The sequence below is a fragment of the Micromonospora sp. NBC_01655 genome, assembly GCF_026339755.1.
In the GTDB taxonomy this organism is placed as follows: Bacteria; Actinomycetota; Actinomycetes; order Mycobacteriales; family Micromonosporaceae; genus Micromonospora.
This window is the reverse complement of the sequence record NZ_JAPEQF010000001.1, coordinates 2,592,321-2,607,541: the sequence shown is the minus strand read 5'-3', so window position 1 is coordinate 2,607,541 and position 15,221 is coordinate 2,592,321. Positions and strand designations below refer to the sequence as shown.

14 protein-coding genes and 1 tRNA gene are annotated in these 15,221 nt (G+C 71.9%); 4 read left to right on the top strand and 11 right to left on the bottom strand.

The window, feature by feature from the left end:
- Positions 1–71: 71 nt before the first annotated feature.
- The 10 genes from OOK41_RS12365 to OOK41_RS12320 all read right to left on the bottom strand — a co-directional run bounded on the left by OOK41_RS12365 (position 72) and on the right by OOK41_RS12320 (position 9,853).
- On the bottom strand, positions 72–824 hold the full coding sequence (locus OOK41_RS12365) for an amino acid ABC transporter ATP-binding protein (RefSeq protein WP_266267797.1): 753 nt from the start codon (positions 822–824) through the stop codon (positions 72–74).
- Between the two features lie 53 nt (positions 825–877).
- Complete coding sequence (locus OOK41_RS12360; protein WP_266264698.1) at positions 878–1,858, bottom strand: amino acid ABC transporter permease; 981 nt, start codon at positions 1,856–1,858, stop codon at positions 878–880.
- A 6-nt stretch (positions 1,859–1,864) separates the two neighbouring features.
- Positions 1,865–2,770: an ABC transporter substrate-binding protein gene (locus OOK41_RS12355; protein WP_266264697.1), complete on the bottom strand. Its 906-nt coding sequence runs from the start codon at positions 2,768–2,770 to the stop codon at positions 1,865–1,867.
- 32 nt (positions 2,771–2,802) lie between these two features.
- Positions 2,803–3,513: an ABC transporter ATP-binding protein gene (locus tag OOK41_RS12350; RefSeq protein ID WP_266264695.1), complete on the bottom strand. Its 711-nt coding sequence runs from the start codon at positions 3,511–3,513 to the stop codon at positions 2,803–2,805.
- On the bottom strand, positions 3,503–4,285 hold the full coding sequence (locus OOK41_RS12345; protein WP_266267796.1) for an ABC transporter ATP-binding protein: 783 nt from the start codon (positions 4,283–4,285) through the stop codon (positions 3,503–3,505). Before OOK41_RS12345 ends, OOK41_RS12350 begins: the two co-directional genes overlap by 11 nt.
- A 55-nt stretch (positions 4,286–4,340) precedes the next feature.
- Positions 4,341–5,450, bottom strand: coding sequence for a branched-chain amino acid ABC transporter permease (locus tag OOK41_RS12340; protein WP_117669785.1), 1,110 nt, complete (start codon positions 5,448–5,450; stop codon positions 4,341–4,343).
- Positions 5,447–6,397: a branched-chain amino acid ABC transporter permease gene (locus OOK41_RS12335; RefSeq protein ID WP_117669786.1), complete on the bottom strand. Its 951-nt coding sequence runs from the start codon at positions 6,395–6,397 to the stop codon at positions 5,447–5,449. The genes OOK41_RS12340 and OOK41_RS12335 overlap by 4 nt, the downstream gene beginning before the upstream one ends.
- Before the next feature lie 105 nt (positions 6,398–6,502).
- Complete coding sequence (locus tag OOK41_RS12330) at positions 6,503–7,663, bottom strand: branched-chain amino acid ABC transporter substrate-binding protein (protein WP_117669787.1); 1,161 nt, start codon at positions 7,661–7,663, stop codon at positions 6,503–6,505.
- 260 nt (positions 7,664–7,923) lie between these two features.
- Complete coding sequence (locus tag OOK41_RS12325; RefSeq protein ID WP_266264692.1) at positions 7,924–9,165, bottom strand: hypothetical protein; 1,242 nt, start codon at positions 9,163–9,165, stop codon at positions 7,924–7,926.
- 67 nt (positions 9,166–9,232) lie between these two features.
- Positions 9,233–9,853, bottom strand: a complete 621-nt coding sequence (locus tag OOK41_RS12320; protein ID WP_117669789.1) for an ANTAR domain-containing response regulator — start codon at positions 9,851–9,853, stop codon at positions 9,233–9,235.
- Between the two features lie 94 nt (positions 9,854–9,947).
- Here OOK41_RS12320 and OOK41_RS12315 point away from each other — a divergent pair.
- A tRNA-Leu gene (locus OOK41_RS12315) sits at positions 9,948–10,020 on the top strand.
- Between the two features lie 244 nt (positions 10,021–10,264).
- Here OOK41_RS12315 and OOK41_RS12310 read toward each other — a convergent pair.
- Positions 10,265–11,425, bottom strand: a complete 1,161-nt coding sequence (locus tag OOK41_RS12310) for a PLP-dependent aspartate aminotransferase family protein (protein WP_266264689.1) — start codon at positions 11,423–11,425, stop codon at positions 10,265–10,267.
- Between the two features lie 102 nt (positions 11,426–11,527).
- Here OOK41_RS12310 and OOK41_RS12305 point away from each other — a divergent pair, with 102 nt between their 5' ends.
- The 3 genes from OOK41_RS12305 to OOK41_RS12295 all read left to right on the top strand — a co-directional run bounded on the left by OOK41_RS12305 (position 11,528) and on the right by OOK41_RS12295 (position 14,804).
- Positions 11,528–12,007 carry an Lrp/AsnC family transcriptional regulator gene (locus tag OOK41_RS12305; protein WP_117669791.1) on the top strand — a complete coding sequence of 160 codons (480 nt, stop codon included), beginning with the start codon at positions 11,528–11,530 and terminating at the stop codon, positions 12,005–12,007.
- 56 nt (positions 12,008–12,063) lie between these two features.
- Positions 12,064–13,074, top strand: a complete 1,011-nt coding sequence (locus OOK41_RS12300) for an LLM class flavin-dependent oxidoreductase (RefSeq protein WP_305792073.1) — start codon at positions 12,064–12,066, stop codon at positions 13,072–13,074.
- A gap of 290 nt (positions 13,075–13,364) precedes the next feature.
- Complete coding sequence (locus OOK41_RS12295) at positions 13,365–14,804, top strand: pyridoxal-dependent decarboxylase (RefSeq protein ID WP_266264687.1); 1,440 nt, start codon at positions 13,365–13,367, stop codon at positions 14,802–14,804.
- Positions 14,805–15,221 lie beyond the last annotated feature (417 nt).

Sequence of the window (15,221 nt, the reverse complement as noted above, 5' to 3'; positions counted from 1 at the left end):
GTCCGCGGCTGTGACAACCCGGGACACCGGCACGTCCCCGGCGCGGGCGTCCGCCCGCGCCGGGGCGCCGATCAGAGCACCTTCGCCAGGAAGGACTTGGTCCGCTCGTGGCGGGGGTTCGCGATCACCTCGCGGGGGTTGCCGGACTCCACCACCACGCCGCCGTCCATGAAGATCAGCGAGTCGCCGACCTCCCGGGCGAAGCCGATCTCGTGGGTCACCACGATCATCGTCATGCCGTCGCGGGCCAGGTCCTTCATCACGTCCAGCACCTCGCCCACCAGCTCCGGGTCCAGCGCGCTGGTCGGCTCGTCGAAGAGCATCAGCTTCGGCTGCATCGCCAGGGCCCGGGCGATCGCCACCCGCTGCTGCTGGCCGCCGGAGAGCTGGGCGGGGTACGCGCCCAGCTTGTCGCCCAGCCCGACCCGGTCCAGCAGCGCCGCCGCCCGCTCCCGGGCCGCGGCCTTCTTCTCCCGCCCCAGCAGCACCGGCGCCTCGACGACGTTCTGGAGCACCGTCATGTGCGGGAACAGGTTGAACCGCTGGAACACCATGCCGATGGCGCGGCGCTGCGCGGCCACCTCCCGCTCCCGCAGCTCGTGCAGCTTCCCGCCGCGCTCCCGGTAGCCGATCAGCTCGCCGTCGACCCAGATCCGACCGGCGTCGATCTTCTCCAGGTGGTTGATGCAGCGCAGGAACGTCGACTTGCCGGACCCGGACGGGCCCAGCAGGCAGCACACCTCCCCGGCGCGGACCTCCAGGTCGATGCCCTGGAGCACCTCCAGCGGCCCGAACGACTTGTGCACCTGCTCGGCCCGGACCATCACGTCCGACTCGGCGGCCGGCGCGTCGGCCTGGGCGGGGACGACCAGCTCGGTCACGGCTCCACCTTCCCCGGGTTCCCGCCGGTCTCCGCGGCCATCCCGCGCAGCCGCAGCCGGGCCCGCCCGGCGCTGCCGTACCCCCTGCCGAAGTGCCGCTCCAGGAAGTACTGGCCGACCAGCAGGATGCTGGTCAGGAACAGATACCACAGGCACGCCGCGACGTACATCGGGAAGATCTGGAACGTCCGCTTGCCGACCGCGTCGAGCTGGAAGAACAGCTCGACGCTCACCGGCACGTACAGCAGCAGCGAGGTGTCCTTGAGCATGGCGATCGTCTCGTTGCCGGTCGGCGGGATGATCATCCGCATCGCCTGCGGCAGCACCACCCGGCGCAGCAACTGGCCCCGGCCCATGCCCAACGCCTGGGCCGCCTCGGTCTGCCCGGGGTCCACCGACTGGATGCCGGCCCGGACGATCTCGGCCATGTACGCCGCTTCGGACAGCGCGAGCCCCAGCAGGCCGGCCATGAACCCGGTGAGGATGTCCCGGGAGGAGAAGCCGAACAGCCGGAGCTGCAGGTTGTCGATGCCGAAGAGCTGGCCCAGTTGGGTGTCGAACGGCACCCCGAACTCGATCCGGCTCCACAGGATGCCGATGTTGCCGAAGACCGCCAGCAGCACCAGCCGGGGAACCGCGCGGAAGAACCAGGTGTAGAGCCATCCGACCCCGCGCAGGATCGGGTTGTCGGACAGCCGCATCACGGCGATGACCACGCCGAGCACGACGCCGATCAGCATCGCGCACACCGTCATCAGCACGGTGCCACGCAGCAGGCCCTCGATGATCGGCGGGCGGAACATCTTGTCCACCATGAACGACCAGTTGAAGGCCTCGTTGGTGGCCAGCAGGTGGACGAACATCGCGGTGAGCACGGCCAGCACGGCCACCGCGACCCAGCGCCCCGGGTGCCGTACGGGCACGGCGCGGATCGGCTCCGCCCGTGCCCGTACGGTTGTCGCTTTGTCGGTCGTCATGTCGTGTTACGGGTTGACCGCGGGGTCCGTGAGGGCGCCGTCGGCCACTTTCCACTTGTCCAGCACCGTCTTGTACGAGCCGTCGGCGATCAGCGCCTTCGTGGCGTCCCGGACGGCCTCGGCGAACGCCGCCTGGTCCTTGCTCACCACGTAGCCGTACGGCGCGGCCTCGTACTGCTTGTCGAGCAGGTCGAGGGCCCCGTTGGACTGGGTGACCGCGTACACCCCGACCGGGTAGTCGGCGAGCATGGCGTCGTCCTTGCCGGAGGCCACCGCGGCGGTCGCGGCGTCCTGGCCCGGGAACTGCTCCACGGTGATCGCCGGCTTGCCGGCGTCGGTGCACGCCTTGGACCGCTTCTGGATGTCCTCGACCTGGACGGTGTCCTTCTGCACGGCGATCTTCTTGCCGCAGGCGTTCTCGATGGTGACGCCGGCCGGGTTGCCCTTCTTGGTCACCCACTGGGTGCCCACCTGGAAGTAGCTGACCATGTTGGCCTGCTGCTTGCGCTCGGGGTTGATGGTGAACGAGGAGACGCCGACCTCGTACTTGCCGGTGTTGACGCCGGAGATGATGTCGCCGAACGGCGCCGAGACGAACTCCGCCTTCAGGCCGAGCTTCTGGGCCACCGCCGAGAACAGCTCCACGTCGAAGCCGATCACCGTCTTGCCGTCGGAGTCGAGGAACTCCGCCGGGGCGTACGTCGAGTCGGTGCCCACGACGATCTTGCCGTCGGACTTGATCGCGGCCGGCACCTTGTCGGCCAGCGACGAGTCCGCGGAGGCGCTGACCGAGGGGCCGGCACCGGGCTGTTCGGTGCTCTCCTCCTCGCCGCACGCGGCGAGGGAGAGCAGGAGCACGGCCGCGCCGGCGGCGCCGAACGCCGCCCGCCGACCACCGTTGAGCTGGAACATGAGGGGAAACTCCTTACTGAGGGGTCGGCCGGTCAGGCCACGCCGAGGTACGCCTCTTTGACCGACGGGTCGTGCAGCAGTTCGGCGCCCGTGCCGGACTTGACGATCCGGCCGGTCTCCAGCACGTACGCCCGGTGGGCGCGGGCCAGCGCCTGCTGGGCGTTCTGCTCCACCAGCAGGATCGTGGTGCCCTGCTGGTTGATCTCGGTGATGATGGTGAAGATCTGCTGGATCAGCATCGGCGCCAGCCCCATCGAGGGCTCGTCGAGCAGCAGCAGCTTCGGCCGGCTCATCAGCGCCCGGCCGACCGCGAGCATCTGCTGCTCGCCGCCGGAGAGGGTGCCGCCGGGCTGCTTGCGCCGCTCGGCCAACCGGGGGAACAGCCCCAGCACCCGGTCGAGGTCCTGGGCGATGCCGGCCCGGTCCCGCCGGGTGTACGCCCCCATGTCGAGGTTGTCCAGCACCGTCATGCCGGGGAAGATGCCCCGGCCCTCGGGCGCCTGGCACAGCCCGCGCCGGACCCGCAGGTCCGCGCGGAGCTTGGAGATGTCCTCGCCGTCGAACCGGATGGCGCCGGAGGCGATCGGCCGGATGCCGGAGACCGCCCGCATGGTGGTCGACTTGCCGGCGCCGTTCGCGCCGATCAGGGCGACGATCTCGCCCTCGTCCACGGTCAGGCTGATGCCGTGCAGCGCCTGGATTCGCCCGTAGAGCAGGCTCACGTCCTCGATCTCAAGCAGCATCGTCCGGCACCCCCAGGTACGCCGCGATCACCCTCGGGTTGTCCCGCACCTCGGCGGGCAGCCCTTCGGCGATCTTCTTCCCGAACTCCAGCACCACGATCCGGTCGGTCACGCCCATCACCAGCCGCATGTCGTGCTCGATCAGCAGCACGGTGATGCCGGTGTCGCGGATCTGCCGGATGAGCTGGAGCAGTTCCTCCTTCTCCGCCGGGTTGAAGCCGGCGGCGGGCTCGTCCAGGCACAGCAGCACCGGATCGGTGGCCAGTGCGCGGGCGATCTCCAGGCGGCGCTGCTCGCCGTACGAGAGGTTGCGGGCGAACTCGTGCATCCGGTTCCGGATGCCGACGAACTCCAGCAGGCGCTCGGCCTTCTCCCGGCCCTCGCGCTCCTCCCTCCAGTACCGCGGCAGCCGGAACAGCGCGGCGATCACGCTGGTCTTGTGGTGCGCGTCCGCGCCGACCTGGACGTTCTCCAGCGCGGTCATCTCCGGGAAGAGGCGGATGTTCTGGAACGTCCGCGCCATGCCCATCTTGGTGATCTGGTGCCGCTTCTTGCCGCTGATCTTCTGGCCGCGGAACCGGATCTGCCCCTCGGTGGGCTGGTAGATCCCGGTCATCGCGTTGAAGCAGGTGGTCTTGCCGGCGCCGTTCGGCCCGATCAGGCCGAGGATCTCCCCCTTGTAGAGGGTGAAGTCCACGTCGTTCAGCGCCACGACGCCGCCGAAGCGCAGCGTCACGTGGTCGACCTCCAGCAGCGGCTCGCGCCGCGACACCGTCTCGACGGCGGGCGCACCCGCCTGGGCCGGAACGGCCGGGGTCTGCTCGGTGTCACTCACCGACGATCACCTCCTTGCGACGGTCCTTGAACTCCGCCGCCCGTCGTCGGTTCGGGATGAGGCCCTGCGGCCGGAAGATCATCATCACCACGAGGACCAGGCCGAAGAAGAGGAACCGGTACTCGTACAGCTCGACGCCGAACAGCTCGATGCCGCGAAACCGCTCGATCATGTACGCCACCAGGCCGCCGCCGACGATCGCGCCGACGATGTTGCCCGACCCGCCGAAGATCACCGCGGCGAGAATGATGATCGAGTTGAGCAGCTCGAAGTTCTGCGAGTTCACGAAGTTCTGCTTGCCCGCGAAGAGCGCGCCGGCCAGGCCGGCGATCGCCGCGCCCGAGGCGAACGCCCACAGCTTGAACTTGAACGTCGGCACGCCCATGAGCTGGGCCGCGTCCTCGTCCTCCCGGATCGAGATCCAGGCCCGGCCCACCCGGCTGTGGGTCAGGTTCCGCACCCCGATCACCACCAGGATGATCAGCGTGAGCACCAGCCAGTAGTACGGCCGGGCGTCGAGCACGCCGAAGAACGGCTTGCCGTCGGCGTACTTGCCGGGCGGGTGCGGGATCTGGTTGAAGCCCCGCTGCCCCTTGAGGAACGCCGAGCTGGTCGCCGAGATGCGGATCATCTCGGCGAAGCCGAGGGTCACCAGCGCCAGGTAGTCGCCGCGCAGCCGCAGGGTCGGCGTGCCGAGCATGACACCGGAGACCATGGTCAGGGCGATCGCGAGCGGCACCACCAGCAGCCACGGCCACAGCGTCTTGATGTTGCTGCTCGGCGAGGTCAGCACCGCCACGGTGTACGCGCCGACGGCGAAGAAGCCGAAGTAGCCCAGGTCGAGCAGGCCGGCGAAGCCGACCACGATGTTCAGCCCGACCGCCAGCAGCACGTAGATCGAGACGGTGAACAGCACCTGGGTGAAGTTCGCGCCCGGGGTCGGGATCGGCCCCAGGTACTGGTAGAACTCTCTGTTCGGCAGCGCGTAGAAGAACACGATCATCGCGGCCAGCAGCACCCAGCGCACCCAGCGCGGGGCGTGGTGCCAGCGCTCGCCGACCGCCTCGCGGCCGGAACGCACCTTCTCCAGGACGGTCGTCATGCCCGTGCCCTCCCCAGCGATTCACCCAGCAGACCGGTCGGCCGGAACATCAGCAGCACCACCAGGACGGCGAAGGCGGCGAAGTCCTTCCACTGGCTGCCGAACAGGCCCGAGGCGTAGTTCTCCACCACGCCCAGCAGCAGGCCGCCCACCAGCGCGCCACGCAGGTTGCCGATGCCGCCGAGCACCGCGGCGGTGAACGCCTTGAGCCCCAGCAGGAAGCCCACGCTGTAGGTCAGGGTCTGGATCCGCACGTCGTAGAGCAGGCCCGCCACGCCGGCCATGCTGCCGCCGGCGATGAAGACCATGAGGATGATCCGGTCCTTGTTCACGCCCATCAGCGCGGCGGTGTTGGGGTCCTGGGCCACCGCCCGGATGCCCCGCCCGGTCCGGCTGCGGTTGATGAACAGGTCGAGGCCGATCATCATCGCCAGCGCGGCGCCGATGGTGAGTAGCTGCACTCCGTCGATCGGCACCCCGAACAGGTGGAACAGCGGCTTGGGGCTGACCAGTTGGGGGGCGCCCTGCGGCAGGCGGCGGGTGTAGACGCCGAACGCCTCGGAGATCGCGATGGAGGCGCCGATCGCGGTGATCAGGAAGGCCAGCGGCGGCGCGTTGCGCTTGCGCAGCGGCCGGTACGCCACCCGCTCGATCACCGTCGCGGTGCCCGCCGATGCGATCGCCGCGACGATCATGGCCACCAGCAGGTAGAACAGGATCGACCCGAGCCCGGTCACCGACGAGTCCTGGTCCAGGCCGAACCCGTTCCAGGTCCAGATCGCGGCGAACGCGCCGGCGATGAAGACCTCGGAGTGGGCGAAGTTGATGAGTCTGAGCACGCCGTAGACCAGCGTGTAGCCGAGCGCTACCAGGGCGTAGATCGCGCCCTGCGTCAGTCCGGTCGTGGTCAGGGTGCCGATGTTCGAAAAGAGTCCGTCGAAGTCCAAGGGAGGGACGCTCCGTCAGGTGTGGAGAAAAAGAGGGTGCGGCCGGGAGCGAGCTCCCGGCCGCACCCGCGATCACTACTCAATCGCTTGTCGCAGCGACCGGCTTCAGGACTTGGGGATCTCCTGGTCCGGGACGACCTTGCCGCCCGTCACCTTGAACGCCCAGACCTTGACCTGCGCCGGGTCCAGCTCCCCGCCCTCGACGAACTTGTAGCTGGCGGCGACGCCCTCGCCGCTGTAGCCCTTCACGAACTCCAGCAGCCCCTCGCGGGTGGTCTTGCCGGCCTTGATCCCGGCGAGCAGGATGTTCGCCGCGTCGTAGGCGGTGTCGCTGTAGGTGCCCGGGTCCGTGCCGTTGAGGGCCTTGTAGTCCGCGGCGAAGCTGCCCCGGGCCTCGGTGGACGGCTGGCACGGGCAGGTCAGGATGGTGCCCTCGGCGGCGGCCTGGCCGGCGGAGGTGATGTACGCACCGTCGTTGACGCCGTCGCCGGCGATCAGCGGCGCGGTGACCCCGGCAGCGGTGAGCTGCTTACGGATCAGACCGGCCTCCTGGTAGTAGCCGCCGTAGAAGATGGCCTTCACGTTGGCGGCCTTGACCTTGGTGACCACGGCGGAGAAGTCGGTCTGCTTGCCCTCGCCCTGGACCTTGTCCGAGCCGGCGACCGCCGAGCCGAGGACCTTCTTGACCTCGTCGGCCAGGCCCGCGCCGTACGCCGACTGGTCGTCGATGACGTAGGCCTTGTCGGCCTTGAGGACGTTCTTGATGTAGCTACCGGCCGCCGGGCCCTGGCTCAGGTCGTTGCCGACCGCCCGGAAGAAGGTCTTCCACTTCTGCTGGGCCAGCTTCGGGTTGGTCGCGGAGGCGGTGATGGTGACCAGACCGGCCTCGTTGAACAGCGGGCCGGCGGCCTCGGACTCACCCGAGTAGGCCGGGCCGACGACGCCGAGGATCTTGGTGTCGTCGATCGCCTTCTGGGCCAGCCCCGGGGCCTGGTCCGGGCTGCCCTGCGAGTCCAGCTCGGCGAGCTCGACCTTGCAGTCCGCGTTCTCCTTGTTGTACTTGTCGACCGCGAGCTTGACGCCGTTCTTCTCGTTGATGCCCAGCGCGGCCGAGCTGCCGGTCAGGGCGCCGAAGAACGCGATCTTGCTGCCGCAGGCGCTGCCTCCGGCCTCCTCCTCGTCGCTGCCGCTGGAGCAAGCGGTGCCACCGGCGACGAGCGCCAGCATGGCGACGCCACCGATCACGCGTGCGAGCTTCTGCCTCAAGGCCCGAACCCTCCTCCGTCCCATGGCCCGAACCACCCGCTGCCTATTGGCTCTTGCGGGGGCGGACGAACCAGACCGTCGTCGCCGGTCTGGGGCGGGACGTTATCCCACCGGGAAGCTGCGACGTAAGCCCTGGGCAGCGGGGTTGACCGAACCGTTACACGCCGTGGCGGATCGGAGACGATCACTGTAAGAAAGTTGTATTCTGAAATGTCTTCACCTGTGCTTCATCGGTAACGGGCACCGTCCGGGACCACCCGCTACCGATCGGTCAGCGGCGGCGGCGCCCACCAGGCATGGGACGCCCCACCGTCGTCCGCCAGCAACAACAGTCGATCTTCCCCACCGGCCACCGCCAGCGCCGTGTCCCCGCTGTCCGGCACCGCCGCCGGCCCCGGCAGCGTCACCGCCCGCCACGACGCGCCACCGTCCGCCGAGGCCCACAACCGCCGGCCGGCCCCGTCGCCGGTCACCGCCACCAGCCGCCGCCCCACCGCCGCCAGGCCGACCACCGACAGCACTCCCGGACCGGCCGCCCCGAACCCGCCGACCCGCCGCCACTGCGCCGCCCGGCCCGATCCGGCGGGCGGTCCCGACGGGCTCGACTCCCCCACCGGCCCGGCCGCCGCCGGCCGCCAGGCCGCGAAGCCGTCCCGCACCGGACCCACCGCCACCGGCTCGCCGTCGAGCAGGACCACCCGCTGCGCCCGGCCCCGCCCGTCCGGGGTGGGCAACTCGGCCCGCCGCCAGGCCCGCCCGTCCGCCGACGTCCACGCCAACGGGGCCAACGCCGCGCCACCGGCCGGCAGCAGCGAGCCCACCACCAGCCACCCGGACGGCCCCGCCACCGCGTCGTACGCCGCCGTGCGGCCCCGGCCGTCGCCCGCCAACTCCGGCACGCCCTCCAGGATCACGAACCCGGACGCGTCCGGCGACGTCCACACCGCCGCCCCGTCCACCCGCGCCCCGGCGATCAACCAGCCGCCCGGCCCCGCCGCCAGCCGGCTCGCCGCCACCGCCCGCTGCCCGCCGAACAGCTCGAACCCCGCCGGCACCTCGCGCACCGACCCGTCCGGCCGCTGCACCCAGGTGCCGGTACGCGGGTTGCCGTGCACCCCGCCGTTCTTCGCCCCCAGCGCCGCGATCCGGCCGTCCCGGCAGGCGACCGCGTACAGCACGTGCTGGCGGCCGTAGAACGACTCGCCCCGCACCGGCAGCGCCGACCAGGAGACCCCGTCCGCGCTGGACCACGCCGCCGGCCGGGTCCCACCCGCCGCGTCGGCCACCGCGCCCACCACGAACCACCGCCCGCCGCAGGCCGCCGCGTCCCGCAGCACCAGCCGGCCGGCGGCGCCCGGCGGCACCGGCAGGGTCACCTCCCGCCAGTCGGGGCGCACCGGCCCGGGGGCGGGCGCGGGGCGCTCAGGCGACCGGCAGCCGGCCAGCAGCACCGCGAGCCCGGCGACCACACCGAGCACCGCGCACGGGCGCCGAGAAAGCATGCATCCGATCGTATCGATCGATCGGGGGCGGCAGGGCCCCGCGACGCGCCGGGCCCGGTCGCCGCCGTCAGGAGGCCGGCTGGGCCACCTCGCCGCCGGCGGTCTCGGCGAGGATCCGCTCGGCGACCTCCTTCATGGTCATCCGGTGGTCCATCGCCGTGCGCTGGATCCACTTGAACGCCTGCGGCTCCGTCATCCCGTACGTGGTCATCAGCGCGCCCTTGGCCCGCTCCACCGTCTTGCGGATCTCCAGCCGGTCGGTCAGGCCGGCGACCTCGGCCTCCAGCGCGGCGACCTCCGAGTACCGGGACAGCGCGATCTCCACGGCCGGCACCAGGTCGCTCTTCTGGAACGGCTTCACCAGGTACGCCATCGCGCCGGCCGCCCGGGCCCGCTCCACCAGGTCCCGCTGGCTGAACGCGGTCAGGATGATCACCGGGGCGATCCGGGCGCCGGCGATCCGCTCGGCGGCGGCCAGCCCGTCCATGATCGGCATCTTGATGTCGAGAATGACCAGGTCGGGCTTCAGCTCCTCGGCGAGCCGGACGGCCGTCTCGCCGTCGCCGGCCTCGCCGACCACCTCGTAGCCCTCCTCGACCAGCATCTCCGCCAGGTCCAGCCGGATGAGCGCCTCGTCCTCGGCGATCAACACCCGCCTGCGCTCGGCATCCGTCTGCGTCTCGGCCACGAGCCACTCCCGCCAGTCTGTGCCCGACACCCGCCGTGCCGGGTGTCGCCGTCCTAAGCCTAGTAGGTAGTCTGTCAGCGGCGAATCACGGAACGCCCCTGTAGTCCAACGGCAGAGACAATGCACTCAAACTGCATACAGTGTGGGTTCGAATCCCACCGGGGGCACCGAAGGTGTCATACAGGCGTTCGAAGATGGGCGGGTGCGGCCACCCGACATGCGGGCACGGGCCCGCGAACTGCGGGCGAGAGGCCAGCACGAGCGGCCGATCGGCCTGGCGGCCTGGCAGCGGGAGATCGTCACCGCCCGTCCCGGTGACCTCGTGCGCGACCTGTTCCACTCCGCCGGCTGCCGGCTGGCCAATCGGATGACCGTGCCCGGCACGTCGGCCCGAAGTCCTGACCCGCGCCGTCAGTCGATCGCGGCGAGCGCCTGTTCCAGGTCCGCGCGCAGGTCCTCCGGGTCCTCCAGGCCGACGGAGATACGCAGCAGCCCGCCGACCGGCTTGGCGTCGGCGGCGACCGGCCGGTGGGTGAGCGAGGCGGGGTGCTGGATCAGCGTGTCCACCCCGCCGAGGGAGACGGCGTGGGTGATCAGCCGGCACGCCCCGGCGACGGCTGCGGCGGCGGGCGCGCCGCCGCGTACCTCGAAGGCGAGCAGGCTGCCGGTGCCGGCCATCTGCCGGCCGACGAGCCCGGCGGGGTCGTCGATGCCGGGGTGGTGCACGCGGGCGACGGCGGGGTGGCGGGCGAGCCAGCCGGCGAGCTTCTCGGCGCCGGCGGACTGGGCGCGGACCCGCACGGGCAGGGTCTGCAGGCCACGGTGCAGCAGGTACGCGCCGAGGGGGTGCAGGATCGCGCCGGTGAGGGCGCGGACCTGGCGCAGCCGGGCGGCCCACTGGTCGTCGCAGGCGACGACGCCGGCGAGGACGTCGCCGTGGCCGCCGATGCTCTTGGTGGCGCTGTGCAGGACGAGCGCGGCGCCGTGCCGGGCGGGTTGCTGGAGCACGGGGGTGGCGACGGTGTTGTCGACGACCAGGGGCACGTCGCCGGCGGCGGTGGCGAGGGCGGCGATGTCGACGAGGTCGAGGGTGGGGTTGGCGGGGGTCTCGACGATGACCAGGGCGGTGTCGGGGCGGACGGCGGCGGCGACGCCGTCGGGGTGGGCCCAGGTGACCTCGGTGCCGAGCAGGCCGGTGGCGAGGACGTGGTCGGTGCCGCCGTAGAGGGGGCGGACGGCGACGACGTGGCGCTTCCCGTCCCGGGTGGCGGCGAGGAGGGCGGCGGTGAGGGCGGCCATGCCGCTGGCGAAGGCGACGGCGGCGGCGGTGCCCTCCAGCTCGGCGAGGGCGGCCTCGAACCGGGCCACGGTGGGGTTCCAGAGGCGCTGGTAGACGGCGTTGCCGCCGGGCGGGAGGGTGCCGCCGGTGGCGAGCAGCTCGTACGCGTCGCCGCCGTCGGTGACCGACGGCAGAGGGTTGGTGGTGGACAGGTCGATGGGTGGGACGTGGACGCCGAGGGCGGCGAGGTCGGCGCGGCCGGCGTGCACTGCTCTGGTGTCCACGGTCGTCATGACCGGAAGCGTCGAACATCAGGGCAACCATCGGCAAGAGCGCCGCAGAAGATTCTGTCCGATGGTCTTTGACAACGCGATGATTCGGAGCAGGATGGTCGAATGCCCCTCGCACCGAATGATGTGCGGCCCTTCGCCGCCCTGGACGACGTCGACCGCGCGATCCTGACCGAGCTGGCCGCGGACGGCCGGCTGCCGAACAACGCCCTGGCGGATCGGGTGGGGGTGGCGGCGTCGACGTGCCTCACCCGGACCCGGGCGCTGCGGGAGTGCGGGGCGATCCGGGGGTTCCACGCGGAGGTGGACCCGGCGGCGGTGGGGTTGCCGTTGCAGGCGCTGGTGTCGGTGCGGTTGACGGCGCACGAGCGGGCGGCGGTGGACGCGTTCCGGGCCCGGTCGGTGCGGCTGCCCGGGGTGGTGTCGGTGTTCCACGTGGCGGGCGCGGAGGACTACGTGCTGCACGTGCGGGCGGCGTCGGGAGACGCGTTGCGGGACTTCGTACTGGACCATCTCGCGGTGGACCCGGCGGTGCAGCACACCCAGACCAGCCTGATCTTCGAGCAGGCGCGCGGGATGGGTTGAGCCACACGTACCCGGCGAGGGGAACAATTCCGGCGCGGGGCGGGTTGCGTGCTCGCGTGATCGACGTACCGATGTCTGTTCTTGATCTTGCCCCGGTCGCGGCCGGCACCACCGCCGGCGCGGCCCTGCGGCACACCACCGAGCTGGCCCGGCGCACGGAGGAGCTGGGCTTCCGCCGGTTCTGGGTGGCCGAGCACCACAACATGCCGGCGATCGCCAGCTCCGCGCCGGCGGTGCTGCTCGCGCACCTGGCGGCGAACACCTCGACGATCCGGCTGGGCTCGGGCGGGGTGATGCTGCCCAACCACGCCCCGCTGGTGGTGGCCGAGCAGTTCGGCACCCTCGAAGCGCTGCACCCGGGCCGGATCGACCTGGGCATCGGCCGGGCGCCGGGGACCGACCAGGTGACCGCGCTGGCGCTGCGCCGGACGATGGAGGGGCTGTCGGCCGAGGGGTTCCCCCGGGAGCTGGCGGACCTGATGAACTACTTCAGCGGGGAACGCCCGGGGCCGATCACGGCCACGCCGGGGCGGGGCGAGCAGCCGGCGGTCTGGCTGCTGGGGTCCAGCGGGTTCAGCGCGCAGCTCGCCGGGCTGCTGGGGCTGCCGTTCTCGTTCGCGCACCACTTCAGCGCGCGGCACACGCTGCCGGCGCTGGCGCTGTACCGGCAGCACTTCCGGCCGTCGCGGTTCCTGGAGAAGCCGTACGCGATGGTGGCGGTGAACGCGGTGTGCGCGGACACCGACGAGCGGGCGGAGTGGCTGGCGGGGCCGAGCGCGCTGTCGTTCCTGAGGCTGCGCTCGGGGCGGCCGGAGCCCCTCGCCACGCCGGACGAGGCGGCGGCGTACCCGTACACGGAGGCGGAGCGGGAGTTCGCGCTCGCCCGGCGGGAGGGGCAGGCGCTGGGGTCGCCGGAGACGGTGCGCCGGCAGCTCACCGACCTGCTGGCCCGCACCGGCGCGGACGAGCTGATGCTGACCACGTTGGTGTACGACGTGGCCGACCGGGTGCGCTCGTACGAGCTGATCGCGGACCGGGTGGCGGGCGGGCTGCGCCGGGACGGGTGAACCCGTTGGAAACGCCCGAAACACGATCTTCATAACGGCGTCACCCCCGCGTTGCGGACGCCGCGTAGCTTTGGTTCCGGTGGTGGTACGGCACTCCCCGGTCGGGACGGGTCGGGGGTGCTGCGGTGTGGTGCACCGGGCCGGAGCTGTGCGGATTCCGCGGCTGCGGCCCGGTGCCTGCCACCCTGCCGATGGCGCTCGGCGCAGGTGCTCTCCCAGAGGCAACCGCCGCGGGGCGCGGCCCGGTGGAGGGTCTTGCCTGCGGCGATGCGTTTTGATCGACTCGGCGGATGGCTGAGCACATGGACCCCGAGGAGTTCCGCCGAGCCGGGCACGCGGCGGTGGACTGGATCGCGGACTACTGGGCGACACTCGGGCAGCGCCCGGTCACCTCGCACGATCCGCCGGGGGCGCTGGCCGACGCGCTGCCGACCGGCCCGACCGCGCACGGCGAGCCGGTCGAGGCCCTGCTCGCCGACCTGGAAGCGCTGGTCACCCCGCGACTGACCCACTGGCAGCACCCCGGCTTCTTCGGCTACTTCCCGGCGAACACCTCCGGCCCGAGCGTGCTGGGCGACCTGATCAGCTCCGGGCTCGGCGTGCAGGGCATGCTGTGGGCGACCGGCCCGGCCTGCACCGAGCTGGAGACGGTGGTGCTGGACTGGCTGGCCGGACTGCTCGACCTGCCGGAGCGGTTCCGTTCCACCGGCAGCGGCGGCGGGGTGATCCAGGACTCGGCCTCCTCGGCGACCCTGGTGGCCACCCTCGCCGCGCTGCACCGCGCCAGCGGGGGCCGCTGGCGCGACGTCGGGGTGGACCGCCGCTACCGCGTCTACACCTCCACCCAGGGCCACTCGTCGATCGAGAAGGCCGCCCGGATCGCCGGCCTCGGCCTCGACGGGGTACGGCCGGTCGAGGTCGACCCGGAGACCCTGGCCATGCAACCCGACGCGCTGCGCGAGGCGATCCGGACGGACCTCGCCGCCGGCGACGTGCCCGCGATCGTGGTGGCCACCATCGGCACCACCTCCACCACCGCCGTCGACCCGCTGCACGAGATCGGCGCGATCTGTGCGGAGCACGGCGTCTGGCTGCACGTCGACGCCGCGTACGCCGGGGCGGCGGCAGTCTGCCCGGAGCTGCGCTGGTCGCACGCCGGCCTGCAGTACGCCGACTCGTACTGCTTCGACCCGCACAAGTGGCTGCTCACCGGCTTCGACTGCGACGCCTTCTGGGTGGCCGACCGGGGCGAGCTGATCGAGGCGCTGACGGTGCTGCCGGAATACCTGCGCAACGCGGCGACCGAGACCGGCGCGGTGATCGACTACCGGGACTGGCAGGTGCCGCTGGGTCGCCGGTTCCGCGCCCTGAAGCTGTGGTTCGTACTGCGCTGGTACGGGGTGGAGGGACTGCGCGCGCACATCCGCTCCGGGGTGGCCCTCGCCGACCGGTTCGCCGCCCGAGTCCGGGCCGACGACCGCTTCGCGCTCGCCGCGCCGTACCCCTTCTCGCTGGTCTGCTTCCGGCTCACCGCCGGCGACGAGGCCAGCGCCGAACTGCTGTCCAGGGTCAACGCCACGGGCCGGGTGTTCCTCACCCACACCCGGATCGCCGGCCGGTACACGCTGCGCCTGGCGGTCGGCTCGCCGCTGACCACGCAGGCACACGTGGACGAGGCCTGGGAGTTGCTGAGCGAGGCGGCCGGGAAGCTGTCGACCTCCCGCGAGTGACCCCGGCCGGCCCGCGTGCGTCCCGCGCCCGGGACCAGCCGGGCCCGACATCGACCCCTGGGCCGGGCGACGTCAGGCCCCTGGGCCGGCGACGTCATGCCCAGCGCGACATCGGGCCCAGCGCGACATCGGGCCCAGCGCGACGTCAGGCCCCTGGGCGGAGGGCTGTTCGGGAGGCTTTGGAGCTGCCTCGTTGACGACATCAGCGGGACGACTGGCCCTGAGTCGTTCGCGCCATCAGCTCCAAAGCGCGCCGGCCGGCACCGGCCGCTCCCCCGGCCTCGAACCAGGCCGGACCGGTGAGGGAGGCCAGGACGGGCCAGGAAGGGGCAGGAAGGGGCAGGACGGGGCAGGCAGGGCAGGCACCGTGGATCGGAGCAGGGTAGGTACGGCGGCAGGCACGACAGGCACGGTAGG

Excerpts from the sequence above, each read along its gene's own strand:
- OOK41_RS12350 (WP_266264695.1), bottom strand. The coding sequence starts at position 3,513 with ATGCTGCTTGAGATCGAGGACGTGAGCCTGCTCTACGGGCGAATCCAG.
- OOK41_RS12305 (WP_117669791.1), top strand. The coding sequence starts at position 11,528 with ATGCCCCTCGCACCGAATGATGTGCGGCCCTTCGCCGCCCTGGACGAC.
- OOK41_RS12355 (WP_266264697.1), bottom strand. The coding sequence starts at position 2,770 with ATGTTCCAGCTCAACGGTGGTCGGCGGGCGGCGTTCGGCGCCGCCGGC.
- OOK41_RS12295 (WP_266264687.1), top strand. The coding sequence starts at position 13,365 with ATGGCTGAGCACATGGACCCCGAGGAGTTCCGCCGAGCCGGGCACGCG.
- OOK41_RS12325 (WP_266264692.1), bottom strand. The coding sequence starts at position 9,165 with ATGCTTTCTCGGCGCCCGTGCGCGGTGCTCGGTGTGGTCGCCGGGCTC.
- OOK41_RS12340 (WP_117669785.1), bottom strand. The coding sequence starts at position 5,450 with ATGACGACCGTCCTGGAGAAGGTGCGTTCCGGCCGCGAGGCGGTCGGC.
- OOK41_RS12365 (WP_266267797.1), bottom strand. The coding sequence starts at position 824 with ATGGTCCGGGCCGAGCAGGTGCACAAGTCGTTCGGGCCGCTGGAGGTG.
- OOK41_RS12310 (WP_266264689.1), bottom strand. The coding sequence starts at position 11,425 with ATGACGACCGTGGACACCAGAGCAGTGCACGCCGGCCGCGCCGACCTC.
- OOK41_RS12360 (WP_266264698.1), bottom strand. The coding sequence starts at position 1,858 with ATGACGACCGACAAAGCGACAACCGTACGGGCACGGGCGGAGCCGATC.